The 20,404-nt window shown below is 68.2% G+C and carries 20 protein-coding genes; 11 read left to right on the top strand and 9 right to left on the bottom strand.

The features are described 5' to 3' along the window. Positions 1-127 precede the first annotated feature (127 nt). The 3 genes from HZI36_RS11755 to HZI36_RS11745 all read right to left on the bottom strand — a co-directional run bounded on the left by HZI36_RS11755 (position 128) and on the right by HZI36_RS11745 (position 2,890). Positions 128-1,486 carry an aspartate aminotransferase family protein gene (locus tag HZI36_RS11755; RefSeq protein ID WP_179402819.1) on the bottom strand — a complete coding sequence of 453 codons (1,359 nt, stop codon included), beginning with the start codon at positions 1,484-1,486 and terminating at the stop codon, positions 128-130. A 211-nt stretch (positions 1,487-1,697) separates the two neighbouring features. Continuing rightward, complete coding sequence (locus HZI36_RS11750; protein WP_179402818.1) at positions 1,698-2,216, bottom strand: GNAT family N-acetyltransferase; 519 nt, start codon at positions 2,214-2,216, stop codon at positions 1,698-1,700. Positions 2,217-2,260: 44 nt separating this feature from the next. Next, entirely contained in the window at positions 2,261-2,890 is a 630-nt protein-coding gene (locus tag HZI36_RS11745) for an outer membrane lipoprotein (protein WP_179402817.1), read from the bottom strand. 415 nt (positions 2,891-3,305) lie between these two features. Between HZI36_RS11745 and HZI36_RS11740 the strand changes: the two genes are divergently transcribed. Further along, positions 3,306-4,505, top strand: coding sequence for an amidohydrolase family protein (locus HZI36_RS11740; protein ID WP_179402816.1), 1,200 nt, complete (start codon positions 3,306-3,308; stop codon positions 4,503-4,505). A gap of 3 nt (positions 4,506-4,508) precedes the next feature. On the opposite strand, the gene HZI36_RS11735 is transcribed toward HZI36_RS11740, so the two are convergent. Next, entirely contained in the window at positions 4,509-5,372 is an 864-nt protein-coding gene (locus HZI36_RS11735) for a LysR family transcriptional regulator (RefSeq protein ID WP_179402815.1), read from the bottom strand. An 84-nt stretch (positions 5,373-5,456) separates the two neighbouring features. After that, entirely contained in the window at positions 5,457-6,485 is a 1,029-nt protein-coding gene (locus HZI36_RS11730) for a GlxA family transcriptional regulator (RefSeq protein WP_179402814.1), read from the bottom strand. 177 nt (positions 6,486-6,662) lie between these two features. On the opposite strand from HZI36_RS11730, the gene HZI36_RS11725 reads away from it, so the two are divergent. Continuing rightward, entirely contained in the window at positions 6,663-7,271 is a 609-nt protein-coding gene (locus tag HZI36_RS11725) for a cysteine hydrolase family protein (protein WP_179402813.1), read from the top strand. Positions 7,272-7,320: 49 nt separating this feature from the next. Here the strand turns inward: HZI36_RS11725 and HZI36_RS11720 are convergent, their stop codons facing one another. Together HZI36_RS11720 and HZI36_RS11715 are read right to left on the bottom strand one after the other, a co-directional pair. Next, the gene (locus tag HZI36_RS11720; RefSeq protein WP_179402812.1) at positions 7,321-8,250 is read right to left on the bottom strand and encodes a phosphatidate cytidylyltransferase; all 930 of its coding nucleotides are present in this window, start codon (positions 8,248-8,250) and stop codon (positions 7,321-7,323) included. A gap of 43 nt (positions 8,251-8,293) precedes the next feature. Further along, entirely contained in the window at positions 8,294-8,923 is a 630-nt protein-coding gene (locus HZI36_RS11715) for a lysophospholipid acyltransferase family protein (RefSeq protein ID WP_179402811.1), read from the bottom strand. Between the two features lie 411 nt (positions 8,924-9,334). Between HZI36_RS11715 and HZI36_RS11710 the strand changes: the two genes are divergently transcribed. The 8 genes from HZI36_RS11710 to HZI36_RS11675 all read left to right on the top strand — a co-directional run bounded on the left by HZI36_RS11710 (position 9,335) and on the right by HZI36_RS11675 (position 17,565). Continuing rightward, complete coding sequence (locus HZI36_RS11710) at positions 9,335-9,940, top strand: CDP-alcohol phosphatidyltransferase family protein (RefSeq protein ID WP_179402810.1); 606 nt, start codon at positions 9,335-9,337, stop codon at positions 9,938-9,940. 87 nt (positions 9,941-10,027) lie between these two features. Beyond that, positions 10,028-11,797 (top strand): bifunctional alpha/beta hydrolase/class I SAM-dependent methyltransferase, encoded by a 1,770-nt coding sequence (locus tag HZI36_RS11705; protein WP_179402809.1) that lies wholly within the window; start codon positions 10,028-10,030, stop codon positions 11,795-11,797. Continuing rightward, entirely contained in the window at positions 11,794-13,206 is a 1,413-nt protein-coding gene (locus HZI36_RS11700; RefSeq protein ID WP_179402808.1) for a phosphatase PAP2 family protein, read from the top strand. The genes HZI36_RS11705 and HZI36_RS11700 overlap by 4 nt, the downstream gene beginning before the upstream one ends. Further along, on the top strand, positions 13,206-13,658 hold the full coding sequence (locus HZI36_RS11695) for a hypothetical protein (RefSeq protein WP_179402872.1): 453 nt from the start codon (positions 13,206-13,208) through the stop codon (positions 13,656-13,658). Before HZI36_RS11700 ends, HZI36_RS11695 begins: the two co-directional genes overlap by 1 nt. 9 nt (positions 13,659-13,667) lie before the next feature. Beyond that, positions 13,668-14,678: a TIGR04222 domain-containing membrane protein gene (locus HZI36_RS11690; protein WP_179402807.1), complete on the top strand. Its 1,011-nt coding sequence runs from the start codon at positions 13,668-13,670 to the stop codon at positions 14,676-14,678. Between the two features lie 196 nt (positions 14,679-14,874). Next, complete coding sequence (locus HZI36_RS11685) at positions 14,875-15,204, top strand: hypothetical protein (protein ID WP_179402806.1); 330 nt, start codon at positions 14,875-14,877, stop codon at positions 15,202-15,204. Continuing rightward, positions 15,201-15,686, top strand: a complete 486-nt coding sequence (locus HZI36_RS11680) for a hypothetical protein (RefSeq protein ID WP_179402805.1) — start codon at positions 15,201-15,203, stop codon at positions 15,684-15,686. Before HZI36_RS11685 ends, HZI36_RS11680 begins: the two co-directional genes overlap by 4 nt. Before the next feature lie 166 nt (positions 15,687-15,852). Further along, positions 15,853-17,565 carry a thiamine pyrophosphate-dependent enzyme gene (locus HZI36_RS11675; protein WP_179402804.1) on the top strand — a complete coding sequence of 571 codons (1,713 nt, stop codon included), beginning with the start codon at positions 15,853-15,855 and terminating at the stop codon, positions 17,563-17,565. A 62-nt stretch (positions 17,566-17,627) separates the two neighbouring features. Here the strand turns inward: HZI36_RS11675 and HZI36_RS11670 are convergent, their stop codons facing one another. Together HZI36_RS11670 and HZI36_RS11665 are read right to left on the bottom strand one after the other, a co-directional pair. Further along, a complete protein-coding gene (locus tag HZI36_RS11670) occupies positions 17,628-18,560 on the bottom strand; it encodes a sensor histidine kinase (protein WP_179402803.1) in 933 nt (310 codons plus the stop codon). A gap of 58 nt (positions 18,561-18,618) precedes the next feature. Further along, positions 18,619-19,275, bottom strand: a complete 657-nt coding sequence (locus HZI36_RS11665; protein WP_179402802.1) for a response regulator transcription factor — start codon at positions 19,273-19,275, stop codon at positions 18,619-18,621. A 288-nt stretch (positions 19,276-19,563) separates the two neighbouring features. Here HZI36_RS11665 and HZI36_RS11660 point away from each other — a divergent pair, with 288 nt between their 5' ends. Further along, complete coding sequence (locus HZI36_RS11660; RefSeq protein ID WP_179402801.1) at positions 19,564-20,373, top strand: acetoacetate decarboxylase family protein; 810 nt, start codon at positions 19,564-19,566, stop codon at positions 20,371-20,373. Positions 20,374-20,404: the final 31 nt, after the last annotated feature.

The raw sequence follows: 20,404 nt of genomic DNA, 5'->3' as shown, positions 1-20,404 counted from the left end.
AGGGTCTATCCGACGGGCGCAGGCGCGCGCAGGGGGCGGGGGAGGGGCGCGTCGCGCTCCGCCGGCCGGCGCTGGCCGGCGGAACATGCGTGCGGTATGGGTGTGTGATGCGTGCGTGATCCGGTCGTCAGGCCAGCTCGCCGATGCACGCGTCGAACTGCGCGACGAGCCGGTCGACGTCGGCCGCCGACGTGTCCGGGCAGATCAGCATCATGTTGTGGAACGGCGTGATCAGCACGCCGCGATTGAGCAGATACAGATGCACGATGTGCTCGAGTTCGCTGTCGAGCTGCTGCCCGGCGATCGTGCCGTTGCGCGGCGGTGCCGGCGCGAACTGAAACTCGGTGCGCGCGCCGATCCGCGTCACGCACCACGGCAGCCCGCGCTTCGCGATCGCCTGCTCGAGCCCCGACGCGAGGCGCGCGGCGAGCTCGAACATATGCGCGTACGCGGCGTCGGTCATCACCTCGGCGAGCGTCGCGCGGATCGCGTGCATCGCGAGCATATTCGCGGTCAGCGTCGTGCCGATACCCGAATGGCCGGGCGGCGCGTTCAGCTTCGCGTGCTTCGCGCGCTCCGCGAACGCGGCGCTGAACCCGTAGACCGCGCACGGCACGCCGCCGCCGATCGGCTTGCCGACGATGAGCAGATCCGGCTCGAGTCCGTGCGCGACCGCGTAGCCGCCGGGGCCGCTGCTGATCGTGTGCGTTTCGTCGATCGCGAGCAGCGTGCCGTAGCGGCGCGTGAGTGCGCGTGCCGCACGCCAGAACCCTTCGTCGGGCAGCACCATGCCGATGTTCGTCATCGCCGGCTCGGCGAGCACGCACGCGACGTCGCCGTCCTTCAGCGCGGCTTCGAGCGCGTCGAGATCGTTGAACTCGACGACGCGCGTGTACGCAAGCAGATCGTGCGCCTGGCCGAGCAGGCTGTCGCGCTGCACCGCGCGGCCGTCGACGAGATCGACGAACACGTCGTCGACGGTGCCGTGATAGCAGCCGTTGAAGACGACGATCGTCTTGCGGCCGGTCGCGGCGCGCGCCCAGCGCAGCACGAAGCGGTTCGCGTCGGTCGCGCTGAGCGCGAACTGCCAGTACGGCAGCCTGAAGCGGCGCGCAAGCTCGGCGGCGACCCACGCGGCGTCCTCGCTCGGCAGCATCGTCGTGTAGCCGCGCGTCGCCTGCTCGGCGAGCGCGCGGGCGACCGGCGCGGGCGCGTGGCCGAACATCGCGCCGGTGTCGCCGAGACAGAAGTCGACGTAGCGATGGCCATCGACGTCGGTGAAATGCGCGCCCTGCGCGTGATCGACGTACAGGGAGAACGGCGTCGACCAGTCCTGCATCCAGTGCAGCGGGACGCCGAACAGCAGGTGCTCGGCGGCTTGCGCGGACAGTGCGCGGGATTTCGGCATGGCGTCGGTGAACGCCTGGCGTTCGCGTTCGAGCAATGCGCGGGCGCGGGTGAGATCGACTCCGTGGCGAATCGGCAATTCAGGTTCCTCGGACGGGTGGTTGAATCACGGACTCCGAGCTTGTCATATTCCGCCGGCGCGGTCGATCCCGGTACGGTCGCGGACGGACGGGGTGCGATGCGAGTTTGTGCGCATAAAGATCGGGTGGCGTGTGAGGCTTTGGGTCAGCGGCTTGGAGTCTGCGGCTTTGGTAATGCAACTAACGGCCGATCCGCGCCGGCGCCACCCGTTACTTCAGCGTCTTGACCATGTATTCCTCGTCGTAGAATCGGCCGTCCACGAGGGTGGCGCGCGGCTCGGTGCCGAACCGGACGAATCCTTGCGCGACGTACAGGCGCTTCGCCGCGTCGTTGTTCGCGTTCACGCCGAGCGTCACCTGCACGCAGTGCCAGACGTCAGCCGCGTGCGCGGTCGCGGCGTCGAGCAGGCGTTGCGCGATGCCGCGGCCGCGGAACGCCGGATCGACGAACACGCCCCAGACGGTTGCCTTGTGGCGGAGTTGCGTGAGCGTCTCGCGGCGCACCCCGGTGATGCCGATCAGCGTATCCGCGTCGAATGCGCCGAAGACAGTCTGCGTGTCCGTCGTCCGGATGCGCGCTGCGACTTCGTCGAGAGAGCGGCTGTTTTCCTCGTCGCGGGTCGGCAGGAACGACGTCGGCGAGAGCTCGATCGCGCGCACGCGCAGCGCTTTGAAGCGGGCGGCGTCGGTGTCGTCGAGCTGGCGGATCGTGATCGTCGGAGTCGGCATATCGAGGCAGGCGGGATGAGGGTGGCCGAGCCGGTCTCGCGAGATCAATACCGCGAAAGCTGGTTGCCGTTGATCTGCACGCGATCGCCCGGCCGCAGGTCGCCCGGCGACTGCACGTCGAACGAGCGCATCGAGCCGTCGCTGACCTGCACGTCGATCCGGTAGCTGCTCGGCGGCTGCGCGGCGCCCATCTGCTGGCCGATCTGGTTGCCGGCGACCGCGCCGCCGAGCGCGCCGATCACGGTTGCCGCGTCGCGGCCGTGGCCATGGCCGATCTGGTTGCCGAGCACGCCGCCGATCAGCGCGCCGACGACGGTGCCCGCGACGCCCGACGGACCCACCGCGCCGCTGACCGGCTGGATGTTCGCGATCGTCCCGTACTGCGTGCCATACTGCGCAGCATACGGGTCGTTCGGGCCGCCGTTCGAGTACGGCGGCGCCGAGTTCTGCGGATAGCCGGGCGCGGGCTGCACGTAGCCCGGCTGCGAGTACGACGGTTGCGCGTATTGCGGCGGTTGAGCGTACTGCGGCTGCGCATACTGCGGCTGGGCCTGATAGCCCGGCTGCGCGCCGTACGGGGCATAGCCCGGCGCGACACACGCGGTCAGCGGAAGCGCCGCCGTGGCGACGAGCGCGGCGAACAGAACGGTTTTTTGAGTGGGTATGCGCATCATCGTGTTTCCTGCAACGGCATCGCGTTCGCGACGGGAATCGCCACTGGGCGAATGCGCGTGAGTATAAGGAAAGCCGGGATGGGCGTCCGGGCCGCGCGCGTAACAACGTGTAAAGTCTGTTGCCGCCGACATCCCGTTTGCCGCAAGGCCCGGAGCGCGCGAATTCACGGCCCCGAGCGCGGATTCGCGGTCCCGGGCGCGCACCGAAAACGCCGCCCGCATCGATGCCGCGAACTCCGCCCGGTGTCGTCGCGCACATCGCGGAATCGAATGCGTCGCATCGCAACATTTAATTGGTGCGGCCGGAGCGCGTCCGATATCGTGACCGCGATTCCCCAACACACGGCCGCGGCGCGCCGGATTCGCCATCGTGAATCGACGCGGCCGAAGGCCGGACATCACCGAGAGACTTCCCATGTTTGATCGCGTATTCATCAACGCCGTCGACCGAAACGGCCGCCCGCTGCATCTGGCCGTTCGGGACGGCCGCTTCGCCGCCGTCGGCGCCGAGCGCCCCGAAGGCGCCACCGCCGACACGGTCGACCTCGGCGGCCGGGTCGTGCTGCCCGGCTTCGTCGACGGCCACATCCATCTCGACAAGAGCTTCGTCGGCGACCGCTGGCATCCGCACGAGCCCGCCGCGACACTGCGCGAACGGCTCGCGGCCGAGAAGCGTCTGCTCGGCACCGCGCGGCCGATCGCCGAGCGCGCGGACGCGCTGATCGCACAGGCCGCTGCGTTCGGCACGGTCGCGATGCGCAGCCACGTCGACGTCGATGCGACGACCGGCCTCACGAACCTGCATGCGGTGATGGCGGCGCGCGAGAAGTGGCGCGGGATCGTCGACATCGAGCTCGTCGCGTTTCCGCAGGCCGGCGTCGTGTCGTGCGCCGGCACCGCGGACATGCTCGACGCGGCGGTGCGCGAAGGCGCGGGCGTCGTCGGCGGCATCGATCCGACGACGCTCGACGGCGACGCGGACGGCCAGCTCGACATCGTGTTCGGTATCGCGGAAAAGCGCGGCGCGAAGATCGACATCCATCTGCACGAGCCGGGGCAGCAGGGCATCGAGCAACTGCTGCGGATCGCGGCGCGCACGCGCGCGTCGGGTCTGCATGGGCGCGTCGCGGTCAGTCACGCGTATGCGCTCGGCGAAGTGCCGGCGGACGACGTCGCGCGCACGGCCGCGGCGCTCGCCGACGCGGGCGTCGCGATCCTGACGAACGCGCCCGGCGATTGCGCGTTCCCGCCGGTGCGGCAACTGCGCGCGGCGGGCGTGCACGTGTTCACCGGCAACGACAACATCGGCGACGCGTGGTGGCCGTACGGCAACGGCGACATGCTGCAGCGCGCGAATCTCGTCGGCTATCGGTCGGGCTTTTATACGGATGACGAACTGAACGTCGCGCTCGAAATGGCGACGCACGCGGGCGCGCGCGTGATCGGTAAGGATGGCTACGGAATCGAAGTCGGCTGCGAAGCGACGTTCGTCGCGGTCGATGCGCCGAACGCGGCGGCGGCGGTTGCCGGCGTGCCGGGCGCGCGCTGGGTCGTGCGGCGCGGCGTGCCCGCGACCGATGCGCCCGTCACGCCGAGGCTGAACTTCTTGCGGTGACGATCACCGCCGCTCGTGCTCGATCAGCTCGCCGAGCGCGAGCGCGAGCTCCTTGACGACCGGGTCGACCGTCGGCCGGTGCAGGATCGCGATGTCCATCGACTCGATCGGCACGAAGCCGTGCTTCGTCGTCAGCACCCTATGCTCGGCCGTGACCGCGCGCGCGGGCAGCAGGCTGATGCCGAGCCCGTCGGCGACCGCCGCCTGGACGCCGCTCAGGCTCGAGCTCGTGAAGCTGATCCGCCAGCGCCGGCCGCGCTCCTCGATCGCCTTGATCATGTCGTCGCGATAGAGGCCGCGCGGCGGAAACGCGACGATCGGAATCGGATCGAGCTCGAACGACGGCTGCGCCGCGCTGTCGATCCACTTCAGCTTCTCGGGCCAGCGCGCGACCGCTTCGCGGCTGTCGCGCCGCTGCTTGACGAGCACGAGGTCGAGATCGCCGTGATCGAACGCGTTGCTCAGATCGCGGCTCATGCCGCTCGTCACCTCGAGCTTGACCTGCGGATGCCGGCGCTTGAATGCGGCGAGCATGTGCGTCGTGCGGCCGGCGACGAAATCCTCGGGCACGCCGAGCCGCACCGTCAGCGCGACCGTCGCGCCCGATAGCGCTTCGAGAATGTCGTCGTTCAGCGTGAGCATCCGGCGCGCGTAGCCGAGCAGGATCTCGCCGGCGTCGGTCGGTTGCACGTCGCGCGTGCCGCGATCCAGCAACCGGTGTCCGGCCATCTCCTCGAGCCGCCGCACTTTCTGGCTGACCGTCGATTGCGTCGAATGGAGCCGCGCGGACGCGGTCGTGAAGCTGCCGCAATCGGCGACCATCACGAGCGCGCGCAGCAGGTCCAGGTCGAACAGCGGTCTAATCATCGTGTGTTTCGAAGAAGGCGGGAGTCGGTGTCGGCGCGGCGTGTCCGTCGCCGAAAGGGCGTCGCCATTGTGAGGCGGCTCGCGTCACTTTGAAAGCCCGACGAGCGGCTCGCTGAATTGCCCTCCGGATTGCGGACCGGATTGCGGACCGAATTGTCCATCGAACTGTCTACCGAATTGTCTACGATAGGCGCTCGGCGAAATCGAGAACGTGCTCGTGAAATGCTGGCGAAACGACACGGTCGAGCCGAAGCCGACGATGTCGGCGATGTGATCGAGCGACTTGTCGCTGGTCTCGAGCAGGCGCTGCGCGGCGTTCAGCCGATGCGTGAGGATCCACTGCGAAAACGATGTGCCGGTCTTGTCCCGGAAGCGTCGCGTGAAGTTGCGCCGGCTCATCCCGGCTTTCGACGCGAGCAGATCGAGGCACAGCGGCTGCTCCAGATGCTCGATCGCCCAGTCGAGCGTGATGCCGAACGTGTCGGTGCCCTCGGCGACCGGCAGCGGCGCCTCGATGTATTGCGCCTGATCGCCGTGACGCTGCGGCGCGACGACGAGGCGGCGCGCGATCCGGTTCGCGATTTCCGCGCCGTGATCCGAGCGGATCAGCTGCAGGCAGCAGTCGATCGCGGCGGCGGTGCCCGCCGACGTGAGGATGCCGTCGTCCTCGACGTACAGCGCATGGCGATTCAGCGTCACGCGCGGGAATTTCTTCACGAAGTCGTCGCTCCACGCCCAGTGCGTGGCCGCGGTGCGGCCGTCGAGCAGCCCCGCTTCGGCCATCACGAACGTGCCGAGGCACAGGCCGACGAGACGCGCGCCGCGGCGGCGCGCGTCGCGCAGCGCATCGAGCAGCGCGTCGGGCGCGCGTTCGTCGGGATCGCGCCAGGCCGGCATGATCACCGTATCCGCGTGATCGAGCGCGGACAGATCGTGCGTGATTTCGAGGTTGAATCCGGACATCGTCGACACGAGCCCGGGCCGTTCGCCGCAGACCAGCAGGCGATAACGTGGCGCGCCGAGGCGGGTGAGATCGTCGCCGAACACGATGCACGGCACGGAGAGATGGAACGGGCTGATGCCTTCGTAGGCGATCACTGCGACGGTATGCATGAGGTGCAAATCGGGCGCCGTTGCCAAGTTGGCCCGATCCTAGCACAACTTGTCCCGCGGGCCGCTTTCGCTGAACGTGCGCGCATTCGACACTGGCGCCTGTCTCGCATTGCACCCGGCACACGTTGTCATCCGGGCGACAGGCATCGCGAATTTCCCACGAATGAGGCTCAGACGATGAATCATCCGACTATCCGGACCCTCGCCGGCGCCGCCGCGCCGCATGCCATCGACGCTAAAAGCACCGCGTTGCTGGTGATCGATTTCCAGAACGAATATTTCGATGGCCGCCTGCCGGTGCCGAACGGCCTGCCCGCGCTGCGCAACACGCAGCGCCTGATCGCGTATGCGGATCAGAAGCGGATGCCGGTATTCCACGTGCAGCATCTGGCGCCTGCCGAGAGCCCGGTCTTCGCGGAGACGAGCAAGTCCGTCGAATTCCATCGCGAGCTGCAGCCCGCGCCGCATCACGTGGTGCTGCAGAAGACGTCGGTCAGCGTGTTTCCGACGACCGACCTCGACAGCCGCCTCAAGGCAAGCGGGATCAGGACGCTGATCGTCACCGGGCTGATGACGCATGCGTGCGTGGCCGGTGCGGCGCGCGACGCGGTGCCGCTCGGCTACGACGTGATCGTCGTCGACGACGCGTGCGCGACGCGCGACATCGATGCGCCGGGCGGTGTGATTCCGCACGACGTGCTGCATCGCTCGGCGCTCGCGTCGATCGACGACACGTTCGGCGCGATCGTGACGACCGACCAGTTGCTGAAGCTGCCGGCCGCGTAACGACACCGGGGGGCCGGGACGCCGCGCGGATCGCGCGGTTATTTTCGCGTTACACGTACAGATACCGGACGAGATGGAAGAACACCGGCGCCGCGAAGCAGATCGAATCGACACGATCGAGCATCCCGCCGTGGCCGGCGATCATCGAGCCCCAGTCCTTCGTGCCGAGCGAGCGCTTCACCGCCGACAGCACGAGCCCGCCGACGAAGCCCGCGATCACGATCGCGAGCGAGATCCCGAACGCGGCGCCGAAGCTGAACGGCGTCACGCGATACAGCGCGGCGCCGCACAGCGTCGCGAGCAGGCCGCCGCCGATGAAACCCTCGACCGTTTTCGATGGCGACAGCTGCGGCGCGATCTTTCGTCGTCCGAACAGCTTGCCGACGACGTACTGCAGCACGTCGCTGATCTGCACGACGAGCAGGAAGTAGAACAGCAGCAGCGCGTTCTCGCCCGCGTAGTGCGGAATGTCGAGGATCAGCACCGCGGGCGCGTGGCTCAGCCCGTACACGCAGACCATCAGCGCCCAGTTGATCTTCGCGTTGCGGCTCAGGAACTCGCGCGTATCCTGCGTGAGCGCCGACACGAGCGACATCGCGAAGAACAGATGCACCGGCACGAAGATCGAATACATCCCGTACCAGTCGATCGCGAGCAGCAGGTACTGAACCGGAATAGCGACGAAGAACGCGATGAACAGCGTCGTGTGGTCGCTCGCGGTGGTTGGTGTCAGCGTGATGAACTCGCGCAGCGTCAGATACGACAGCAGTGCGAATACGACGTAGGTCACGTTGTTGCCGAGACCGATCGCGATCACCATCACCGCGATCATCGCCCACCACGCGTGGATTCGCTGGTTCAGGTTGACGATCGTCGCGCTGTTGCCGCCTTCGCGCGCGCCGAGGATCGCGCCGACGACGGTCGCGACGGCCAGCAGGCCCGTGACGCCCGCGACCAGTTCCCAGAAGAGTGTTCGCATGTTCGTTGTCCGGATCGGAAGCGGATGGGGTGACGCGCGCCGCTCAGCCCACGGGCCGGTGCGGTGCGAGCGCGACGAGCGCGTCGCGCATGCGGGTGAGGAACGCGGGCTTGTCTTCATGCTCGCCGCGGGCTTCGGGCGCGCCGAAATACACCTTGCAGATCAGCGGCACCGGCCAGATCGCGCCTTTCGGCATGATCCGCTGCAGGTTCTCCAGATAGACGGGCGTCAGCGCGACGTGCGGGAATTCGTTCGCGAGGTGGAACAGCCCGCTCTTGAACGGCTGCGGCAGTGCGTCGGCGCCCCGCGTGCCTTCCGGGAAGAGGATGATCGAATGGCCTTGCGCGAGCGCGTCGCGCACCGGCTCGAGCGGATCGCCGCCCGATTCGTGGTGACGGTCGATCAGCACGACGTTCAGCAGGTTCTGCGCGATGTGCCGCTTCAGCTTGCCGCTGTCCCAGTAGTCGCGCGCGGCGACCGGCCGTACGACCGCGCGCACGTCGCGCGGCAGCGCGGCGAGAATCGCGAGCGTGTCGATGTGGCTCGTGTGATTCGAGAAGTAGAGGGTCTGCGTCGCGGTCGACGGCGGCCGCTGCCAGACCGGATACGCGCCCGCGACGAGCCGCACGATCGCGAGCAGGAAGTCGCGCTGCCAGACATGCCGGATCTTCATCCGCGACGCTCCCGATCGGATGCCCGCCGCGACGTCGCGCGCGCGAGGCGGTTGATTTCCCGGTATGCCGGCGCCGCGCATTTCGCGCCGGGCGGCCTCTCTTTAACGTCTTTCAAATGGATATATCCGCGCTGACGAATCGAGTCGACGAAAATCGGCTTTTTGCACGAGCGCGCGAATGCGATTCGGCGGACAGGCTTCGACGCACTCGAGCCAGCGGATTATCGCGAGTTTCCGGATAAAACTCCAGACCGCCGCGCAATGCCGGTTTGCACGCGGCGTGGGCGAAAATCACCGCTTTAAATCCGGCCGCTTGACGCAAGCGTGGCACTCGGCGAGGATGACGCAGTTCTTTTCACCGGCGCTTCAATCGATTTCGACGCGCGGCCCTGAAACGGTCGTTAAATAACGATGAGCCTCTACGCACTCAAACCCAAATTCCAGAATAAGCTGCGTCCGCTCACCGAATCGCTGGCCGAACGCGGCGTCACCGCGAATCAGGTCACGCTTTTCGCGGCTGGCGGCTCGATCGTCGTCGGCGCGCTGGCCGGGCTCGGCGTGTTCGCGCGCGTGCTGTTCCTGCTGATTCCGATCTGGCTGTTCGTCCGGATGGCGCTCAACGCGATCGACGGGATGCTCGCGCGCGAGCATGGGCAGAAAAGCACGTTCGGCGCGTATCTGAACGAGCTCGGCGACGTCGTGTCGGACGTCGCGCTCGTGCTGCCGTTCCTGTCCGCGCCCGCGCTCGCGCCGGCCGACGTGTGGCTGTTCGCGATCGCGGCCGTGATCGTCGAGTGCGCGGGGCTGATCGGCCCGCTCGCCGGCGCGAGCCGCCGCTACGACGGCCCGCTCGGCAAGAGCGACCGCGCGCTCGCGCTCGGTGCGTTCGCGCTGTGGATCGGCCTCGGATTGCCGGTCGGCGGGCTCGCGCGCGGGCTGTGGTGGCTGCTGATCGTGCTCGCGGTCGTGACGATCGTGCGGCGCGTGCGGGCGGGCGTCGCCGAAGCGGGCGGCTGACGCCGCGACGCCCAATGAGCGGCGTCGAAACCATTCGACCCGAGAGGCGGCGTCGAAACATTCGAATAACGAAACGAGAGAGATGGCATGAGCGTACGCGTCGCCCAGCAGGCGCATTTCGCCACGCACGACGGCGAGCAACTGTTCTACCGGCACTGGCCCGCGACGGGCGCGCGCTGCCGTGGCGCGGTCGTGCTGCTGCATCGCGGGCACGAGCATTCGGCGCGCGTCGCGCACCTCGTCGACGAGCTCGACCTGCCCGATTTCGCATTCTTCGCGTGGGACGCGCGCGGTCACGGGCTGTCGCCGGGCCCGCGCGGCTACAGCCCGAGCGCGGCTGCGTCGGTGCGCGACCTGCAGACGTTCGCCGAGCACATCCGCGACGTGCACGGCATTCCGATCGAGGATCTCGCGATCGTCGGCCAGAGCGTCGGCGCGGTGCTCGCGGCGACCTGGGTGCACGACTATGCGCCGCCGGTGCGCTGCCTCGTCGTTGCGTCGCCGGCATTCCACATCAAGCTCTACGTGCCGTTCGCGCGCCCCGGCCTGCGCGCGCTGTACAAGCTGCGCGGATTGTTCTACGTGAACAGCTACGTGAAGCCGAAATTTCTCACGCACGATCCGGTCCGCATCGACAGCTATGCCGCCGATCCGCTGATCACGAGGCCGATCGCGGTCAACATGCTGCTCGACCTGCACGACACAGCGAAGCGGATCGTCGCCGACGCGGCCGCGATCACGGTGCCGACGCAATTGCTCGTGTCGGGCGCGGACTGGGTCGTCCATCGCGGCCCGCAGGATCGCTTCTACGAGCATCTCGGCGCCGCGCGCAAGGAGCGCATCGAGTTGCCGGGCTTCTATCACGACACGCTCGGCGAGCGTGATCGCGCACAGGCGCTCGCGCCGCTGCGCGCGTTCGTGCTGCGCGAATTCGACGCGCCGAGCCCGCGCGTGTCGCTCGCGGATGCCGACCGGCGCGGCGCATTCCACGACGAGTACGCGGCGCTCGGCCGTCCGCCCACGAATCCGTTCGCACGCGCGTACTGGGCGGTGACGCGTGCGGGGCTGAGGGCGTCGGGCGCGCTGTCGGACGGGATCGCGCTCGGGCTGCGGCTCGGCTTCGATTCGGGTTCGACGCTCGACTACGTGTACCGCGACAGCGCGCAGGGCCGCTTCGGGGTCGGGCGGCTGATCGACCGCACGTACCTCGATTCGCCCGGCTGGGTCGGCATCCGGCAGCGCAAGGTGCATCTCGAGCAACTGATCGGCGCCGCGATCGCGCGGCTGCGGCACGCGGGCGCCGCGGTGCGGATCGTCGACGTCGCTGCCGGGCACGGCCGCTACGTGCTCGATGCGATCGCGTCGGTGGCGCGGCAGGACGGCATCGAACCGGACGACATCGTGCTGCGCGACTACAGCCCGCCGAACGTCGATGCGGGGCGCAAGCTGATCCGGCAGCGCAATCTCGAATCGATCGCGCGTTTCGTGCAGGGCGATGCATTCGACGAAGTGTCGCTCGCCGGGCTCGAGCCGCGCCCGACGCTCGCGATCGTGTCCGGCCTCTACGAGCTGTTCGGCGACAACGCGCTGATCGAGCGGTCGCTGAGCGGGCTGTCGCGGGCGGTGCCGCCGGGCGGCTATCTCGTCTATACCGGGCAGCCGTGGCACCCGCAGCTTGAATTCATCGCGCGCGCGCTGAACAATCATCGTGGCGACGCGACGTGGGTGATGCGGCGCCGGTCGCAGGCCGAGATGGACGAGCTCGTCGCGCGCGCCGGGTTCCGCAAGCTCGAGCAGCGGATCGACGAGATGGGCATCTTCACCGTCAGCCTCGCGCAGCGGGTCGACACGCGATGAGCGACGTCGGCTCAAACGCGCGAGACCTCGCCGCTCGCCGCGCGGCGAGCGCGGACGACGCGTCGCTCGCATTGCGCGTCGGCTGGCTCGCCGTGATGGGGGCGGTGTTCTTCTCGACATACGGCTTCGCGAACTGGCTCGCCGCGCATCGCGCGTCGGTGCCGACGTTCGCGTTCGGCTGGGAGCACGCGATTCCGTTCGTGCCGTGGACGATCGTGCCGTACTGGTCGATCGATCTGTTCTACGCGCTGTCGTTCCTGCTCTGGACGCGCCGCGACGATCTGTCCGATCACGTGAAGCGTCTGCTGACTGTGCAGATGATCTCGGTCGCGTGCTTCATTGCGTGGCCGCTGCGCTTCGGCTTCGAGCGGCCCGAGGCCGGCCATCTCGCCGGCGCGCTGTTCACGCTGCTCGCCGGGTTCGACAAGCCGTACAACCAGGCGCCGTCGCTGCACATCGGCCTGCTCGTCGTGCTATGGGCCGTGTATGCGCGGCATCTGCGGCGGACAGCGTCGCGCGTCGCGCTGCATCTGTGGTTCGCGGCGATCGGCGTGTCGGTGCTGACCACGTATCAGCATCACGCGATCGACGTGCCGACCGGCGCCGCGGTCGGTTGCCTCGCGCTGTTCCTGTTCCCGTTGCGCGACGCGGCAGCACGCATGCCCGACGTCGACGCGATGCCGGGCGCGGCGAGCCGCCGGCTCGCGCGGCGTTATGCGCTCGCGGCGCTCGTCGCCGCGCTCGGCGCGATCGCGTGCGTGCCCGGCGCGGTCGGCTGTGCGCTTCTGGCCGGGTGGGGCGCGCTCGCGCTTGCGTGCGTCGCGGGGATCTACTGGCGAGGCGCACCGGGCGCGTTCCGCAAAGACGCGCAAGGACACTTCCCACCGTACATGCGGCTGCTGCTCGCGCCAACGATCGCCGGCGCGTTCGTCAATTCGCGCGCATGGACGTTCCGGCGCCCGGTGCCGGCACGCATCGACGCGCGCGTGTCGATCGGGCGCGCGCCGACGACCGGCGAGTTGCACCGGCACGGCTTCGACGCGCTCGTCGACCTGACCGCCGAAATGCCGCGCTGGGCCGCGCGCGATGCGTCGCTCGCGTATGTGGCGGTGCCGCAGCTCGATCTCGTCGTGCCGTCCGCGCAGCAATTGCAGCGGGCGGTCGATGCGCTCGCGCGCCTGCATGGCGACGGCCGCGACGTGCTCGTCTGCTGCGCGCTCGGCTACGGGCGCAGCGTGCTGTGCGCGGCCGCGTGGATCGCGATGCGGCGCGGGCTGCGCGATGCGCGCGCGGCGCTCGATGCGGTGCGCGCCGTGCAGCCGCATGCGGTGTGGTCCGACGCCGTCGTCGCGGCGCTGCAGGACTGGATCGATCGCGGTGCCGCGGCCATGCGGAACGGAGCGGGATGATGCGCGATTCGTCGGTGCCGTTCCGGATCGCCGCCGCGCGCGGCGTGCTCGACGCGGGCTGCTGGGCGAACGCGGCGACGCTCGCCGCCGCCGGCGCCGGCTGGTGGATCGCCGCGAGCTGGGCGCAGATGCCGGTCGCGCGCGTGCTGCTCGCGATCGTCAGTACCACGTCGGGTGGCGTCGCGCTGTGGCTCGCGCTGCGGATCGCGATCGATCGCCGGCTGTTCGCGGCGCTCGATCGCGCCGCGTCGGACCCGGCGCGCGAGCACGGCGATGCGCTCGCCGCGCTCGATCGCGCGCTCGCCGATCTCGGCTGGATCGACGGCGCGAAAGCGGGCAGGGCGCTCGACGCGCGCGTGCGCGGGACCATCGGGCTGTGCCGGCGAAGCGTCGTGACCGCATTCGTGCAGGGGTTTGCCGTCGGGATCGCGATTGCGGTCGGGGGCTTTTGAGGATAACTGATGATGGGGGCGATCTCGACGTTCTCATGGCTCGTGGCCGGCCTCGGCGTCACCGCGTCAGGCGCATCTGCACAGGAATTCGACATGCTGAACTACCCCGGGCCGCTCTTTCTCGCTTTCTATCCCACCGTGTGCGTGATCGCGTGGCTGCTGATCGCCGGCCTGCATCGATTCGCGTATTGGCGCCGGCCGTGGGGTGCCGCCGACGGCGGCACGCCGCGCCGACTGGAACCGGACGAGGTCGCGCTGATCGCGGGCGACGCGTTGCGGATGACTCAGGTCGCGACGCTCGCGCTGCTCGACGCCGGCGCGATTCACATTGCGCGGCCGCCGAAAGGCGCCGCATACGTGATCGCGGAAGATCGGCAGCCGCTCGGCCGCCATGGGGACACGTGGATATGGCTGACCCGGCAGAGTCAGCGCCGCGTGCGGTGGACGAAATTCCGCGACCGGCTCGTCGCCGAGGCGTCCGTGATGGCGGACGCGCTGCAGCGCGAGGGATGGATATGGGCGCCGCACGCGATGCGCGGGGCGCGGCTGGCCGCGCGCGCGATCGTGCTGCTGGTGCTCGGGCTCGGCGCGGCGAAGGTGCTGATCGGCCTGTCGCGCGGCCGCCCGGTGATGTGGCTGCTGGTCGAGATGGCCGCGTTCGCGATCGCGTACCGGGCGCTGGCCGCGCAGTTGATCGGCCTCGGCTGCGGTGGGCCGACCGCGGCCGCCGGTGCGGCGCTCGACGTGCATCGCCGGCGCGGCGAGGGCTTGTCCGGCGGTGGCGCGGCGCCGGACAACCTGCTGTGGAGCGTCGCGTTGGCCGGCACCGGCGTGCTGGCCGGCACGATCTGGGCCGAGTACGAATCGGCGCTGGTCGCGTCGCCGATCGCGTCCGGCGCGTCGATCGGCTCGGGTTCCGGCGACTCGGGCGGCGACACGTCCGGCGGTGGCAGCGGCTCGAGCAGTTGCAGCGCCAGCAGTGGCGGGTCGAGCGGCTGCAGCGGTTGCTCGAGCAACTGACCACCCCGGGTGCGGCCATCGGAGCCGCAAAAGCGCACGCTTCCAATATCGAAACACTCCTCGAAAACGTTTGCGACTACGAATGTTATATTGATTACCGCGTTGCACGTGAACCGGCGTTCACAAGCTTTCCAAATGCTTTCGCCGATCGATGTGCGCGCAACGAAATGAAAAACACAAATAAGGAGAGAGAGCCATGTGGCTGGCAAGCATAGGGGTCGTGCTGAATCTGTTGGCAACGCTGGGCGTTCAGGCGCAGACGGCCGACCTTCCCGATTCGTCCGGGAAGATGATCCTGACCATCGTCGTGCTGGTGTGGGCGCTGTCGCTGCTCGGGCTGATTCTGATCGCCGCGGGCAAGAAGAAGGCCGGCGGGATCCTGGTGATCGTCGGGTCGATCGCGTTCGTGCCGCTGGGGCTCGTCGCGATGATCGGCGCACGCAACGTGATGAAGGCGGCGAAGGATGACCTCGCCGAGCGCCGTCAGCTCGCGTCGACCGACGGCGGCGCGCCGCCCGCCGCATGAGCGAGACGGCGGGCGGGCAGCCGGGCGCCGGCATTCTGGCGTTCCGCGCGGACCGGCAGGCGGTGCCGATGATCGTCTGCGGATCGGTGCTGCTGGTGTTGTGCGCGGTTCTCGGTCTGTTGGACGACCGTTCCGCCGGCATGGGTGGCGCGATCAGCGGCTCGGTGATGTGCATCGTGATCGGCGTCTGGCGGCGCGCCAGCACGTACGTGACGTTCGATTCGGATTGCTTCGAGACGAAGCTCGCGCCGGTCTCGGGCTGGCATACGGTGCTGTACAGCGAAGTGACGCGCGTCGACGTGGCCGGGAAGATGCTGACCGTCGACTATCGGCCGCACAACGCGCCGGCCGGCGCGAAGCCGACGCGGATCAGGATTCGTCTGTCGCCGTTGCGCGAAGCGAACCGGCAGCGCTGCATCGATGCGTTTCGCGCGCGGCTGCCGGCGGCGGCCTTCGCGGCGGCGGAGGAGGGCCGTCGATGAACCGGTGATGAACCTTCGATGATCGCGCCGCTCGTCACACGAAAGTATGGGGTGCGCATACCAAATCATGTGCGCCCCGCATCCGTCGGTACGATGTCCGCCGCTCCCGCCGCCGCTCTATCGTGAGCACTTCGACGTGCAACGAAGCATCGGACCGGAGACTCACATGGGCACGAAAGTGGCGGAAATCATCGTGGACGTTCTCGAACAGGCGGGCGTCAAGCGCTGCTACGGCATCGTCGGCGACACGCTGAACCTGATCGCGGAGAACCTCGATCGCAGCTCGATCGATTGGGTCAGCGTTCGTCATGAAGAGGCCGGCGCGTTCGCTGCCGGCGCCGAGGCGCTGCACACCGGCAACCTGACCGCATGCGCGGGAAGCTGCGGTCCGGGCAGCCTGCACTTCATCAACGGGCTCTACGAGACCAACCGGAACCATGCGCCGGTCGTGCTGATCGCGAGCCAGGTATCGATGACCGAGATGGGCTTCGAGTTCATTCAGGAAGTGGATTTCAAGTCGGTCTTCAAGGAATGCTCGGTGTTCTGCGAGATGATCCTGACGCCCGAGCAGGCCAGAAAAAAGACGGTGCTCGCGTGCCAGACCGCGCTCGCGAAACGGGGCGTCGCGGTGCTGATCGTGCCGGTCGACATTTCCCATTGCGAAGTTCAGGAGGATTTTCCGTACCGCGTTCATCACACCCGCCCGACGATCCGGCCGAACGACGAGGAGATCGCCGGGATCGCGCACATCCTCAATGCCGGCCGGCGGGTCGCGATTTATGCGGGGAGCGGCTGCGAGAACGCGCTCGGCGAAATCGTCGCGGTCGCCGAGCGGCTCAAGGCACCGATCGCGCATACGTCGCGCGGCAAGTGTTTCCTCGAGCCGGACAATCCGTACAACGTCGGGATGACGGGCATCCTCGGCAACGAGGCCGGATACAACGCGGTGCTCAAGTGCGACACGCTGCTGCTGCTCGGCGCCGATTTCGCGTGGCGCCAGTTCTATCCGGACAACGCGAACATCGTGCAGATCGACATCAATCCGATGCATCTGGGGCGGCGTCATCACATCGAACTCGGCGCGGTCGGCGACGTCCAGCCGACACTGCAGGCGCTGCTGCCGCACCTGAGACAGAAAGAGGACGCGTCGTTTCAGACGGCGTGCGTCGAGCGCTACGAGAAGGCGATGGACGCGCAGACGAAGGCGCTCGTGCCGGGCCGCAACGACTCCATTCCGGGTTCCTATCTGACGTCGGTGCTTGACGGCCGCCTCGCCGACGATGCGCTCGTCTGCGCGGACGACGGTTCGCCGATCGTCTGGGCGCTGCGCGTGATGAAAGCGAACGGCAAGCGGCGCATCTACGGCAGCCTGCTGCACGGCACGATGGCGTCGGCGCTGCCGAGCGCGATCGGCCTGAAGAAGACCTGCCCCGATCGTCAGGTGATCGCGATGTGCGGCGACGGCGGGCTGTCGATGCTGTTCGGCGAACTGCTCACGTTGATTCAGGAAGCGCTGCCGATCAAGATCATCGTGTTCGACAACGGCAAGCTCGGCTTCGTCGAAATCGAACAGAAGTCCGAAGGCATGCTCGATACATTCACGCGGCTGAAGAACCCGGACTTCGGCAAGGTGGCCGAGGCGATCGGCCTGTGGGGGAAGACGGTCAGGCAGGCTTCCGAGCTCGATGCGGCGATCGACGCGTGGCTGGCCGAGCCCGGCCCGGCGCTGCTGAACGTCCTCGTCAATCCGCTGGAGCTGGTGAAGCCGCCGTTCATCGAAGCGAAGCCGGTGCTGGGCATGGCGTTGTACTCGGTTCGTGCGATTCTCAACGGGCGTGGTGCGGACGTGCTGGAGATGGTGCGAGAAAACTTTCTGTAAAGCGATGACCTGCCGCGCGTGCTGAAGCGCGCCGAAGCGCGCCGCGCTTGCCTGGCCACGGGCTAGGTTGCGGCCGGGCGCGCGCGCGGCGCGGCGGCCGGGAAGGTGACCGTGAAGGTGGCGCCGTGGCCGGCGTTGCCGTGCACGACGATTTCGCCGCCGTGCGCTTGCGCGACGAACCGGCAGATCGACAGGCCGATGCCCGCGGCGCGCGTCTTGGTCGTGAAGAATGGCTCGAACACGCGCTCCCGATCTTCATCGGCGACGCCGGGGCCGTTGTCCGACAGCGCGATCGCGGGATCTCCCGATGCCGTCGTTTCCGTCGACACGATGATCGTCGGCGCGCGGGCCTCGATGCTGTCGTGGTCTTCGATGTCTTCGATGCCGCGCATCGCTTCGAGCGCGTTCTGCATCAGATTCATCACGAGCTGCTGCAGCAGGACCGGATCCGCGAGCACGTCCGGCAGCGCCGGCGCAAGCTCGAACGCGAGCCGCGTGCCGCACGCGGCCGTCTCCCGCTCCATCAGCGGCGCGAGTTCCTGAAGGACTTCATTCAACGCGACGCGCACCGGTTGCGGCTCGGCGCGCCGGACACGCGCGCGAATCCGCTGGATCGTCTCCGCGGTTCGATGGCCGTCGTCGACGATGCGCTCGACGCACTCGCGAATCTCGTGAAGCGGCGGGTGCGGATGATTCAGCCATCGCAGGCACGCCTGGCCATCGAGCACGATGGCCGACAACGGCTGAGCGATCTCGTGCGCGAGCGAAGCGGCGAGCTCTTCGACCGCGGTCGCGCGCATCTCGTCGGACAGCGATGCCCGCATGTCGCGGATGCGCGTGCTCTCGGACGCCGACCGGCGATGCTGCGCGTCGAGCGCGTCGCGCTCGGCCTTCAGCGTGCCGACGGTCGCACCGAGCGTTTTCGTCCGGTACGCGAGCCATGAAAGCGCAATCGCCGATAGCGACAACGCGCCAAGTGCGATGACGTCGTTCATGTCCGTTCGCCGAAACCCGTTCGCGATCCGTCGGCGCGTATCGCGCGACGCGCGCGCGTCAGTTCCACCGGAGCGGCGCGAGCCCGAGAAGACCGGCCTTCTGCACGAGGTCGGCGACCGATCGCGATCCCATTTTGTGCATCACCTGTCCGCGATGCATTTTGACGGTGACCTCGCTCAGCGCGAGATCGGCCGCGATCTGTTTGTTCAGCGAGCCGCGCAAAACGTGCGACAGCACTTCGCGCTCGCGTGGCGTCAGCGTCGCGTAGCGCCGCTGCAGATCCGCATTGAGCTCGACGGATTGCCTTCGCGCGGCATCGCGCTCGATGCCGGCGGCCACCGCGTCGAGCACCTCCTGATCGCGAAGCGGCTTGGTCAGGAAGTCGACGGCGCCCGCCTTCATCGCCTTCGCGCACATCCACACGTCGCCGTGCGCGGTCATGAAGACGATCGGCACCGGATCGCGCCGCTGCGCTTCCTGGGTCTGGAACACCAGCCCGCTGTAGCCTCGCAGACGCACGTCGAGAAGCAGGCAACTCGGCACCTCAGGCCGCTCGAATTGCAGGAACGCGTCGCATGACGCGAACGACTCGGCGTGCATGCCCGTCGAGCGGAACAGGCTGGATAGCGCGTGGCGCTGCGAATCGTCGTCGTCGATCACGTACACGATGGATCGGGACAGCGCGGGAGGCGGTTCATCGAGGACATGAGCCATGATTCTCCTTTGCTGATGCGGGGCGCGAAGCGTCATTATCACGGCCGGCATTCACGCACGCAGCGTAGGTAAGATTTGCCGAACTCGCCGTTTTCCCGTCCGACGTTCGCGGTGCATTCGATCCACGCACGCACCCGCCGGACATCGGTATGGCCGGGCTATCCGAACGTCGGTCCTTTCGGCATCCCGACGGAGAGTGGCCGCGAACCGGCGCCGCGGCTATCGTGAATCGGGCGCGGCGCGTTGTCGGCCCGGCGCCGATCGTATCGTCATTCAGTGGAGGTTCGCATGCTCAAGGGTTATATGGTCCCGCTGTCGCCGTTGGGAAAGGCGTCGCTGAACCCGCCGCCGCCGTGGCACTACTCCGGCGACGTGGTCGGCATCGAATATTGGGCGGACGCCGACGCGGCGAAGGCAGTCCTGCCGCGCGGCCTCGATCCGGATCCGTCGTCCCACGGCCATGCGATGGTGCTGTTCATCGACTGGCAATTCACTGGCGAGAACGAAGAGCATCTCGATCCGGCGCGCTATCAATACCGTGAATGCCTGTTCCTCGTCGATGCGCTGCATAAGGGGAGGCGGGTGATGTGGTGCCCTTATATCTACGTCGACAACGATGCCGCGATCGCGCGGGGCTGGGTGCAGGGCTTCCCGAAGAAACTGGCCGCCGTTCATCAGACGCGTACCTTCGCCGCGCCCAGTGCGGCAGCCGCGCCGCTGGCGCCGGGCTCCCGCTTCGGCGCGAGCCTGTCGGTGCACGGCGAGCGTGTCGCGCAGGCCCGGATCACGCTGCGTCAGCCGGTGTCGGATCCGAAGTCGCTGCTGACGCGCCCGACCGTCAATCGCCGCTTCTTCCCGAGCCTGGCCGCGGGCGCGCACGACAAGCCGGCCGTCGACGAACTGGTGCTGTCTGTCACCGACAACCTGACGCTCGCCGACGCATGGAGTGGCGATGCCGAATTGCTGTTTCCGGACGTCCGGGGCGAAGAGATTCATGCGCTCGGGCTCGTCAAGGTCGGCGCGGGCTTCCGGTTCTCGCTCGCCTATTCGGTCACGGATCTGCAACTGCTCGAGGATCTGACGCGAACGTCGACGTGACGCGAGCCACGATGCGAGCCACGATGCGAGT

It is taken from the genome of Burkholderia guangdongensis (assembly GCF_013403875.1).
GTDB lineage: Bacteria > Pseudomonadota > Gammaproteobacteria > Burkholderiales > Burkholderiaceae > Burkholderia > Burkholderia guangdongensis.
The sequence above is the reverse complement of the archived record's forward strand: the minus strand, read 5'-3'. Positions and strand labels throughout refer to the sequence as shown.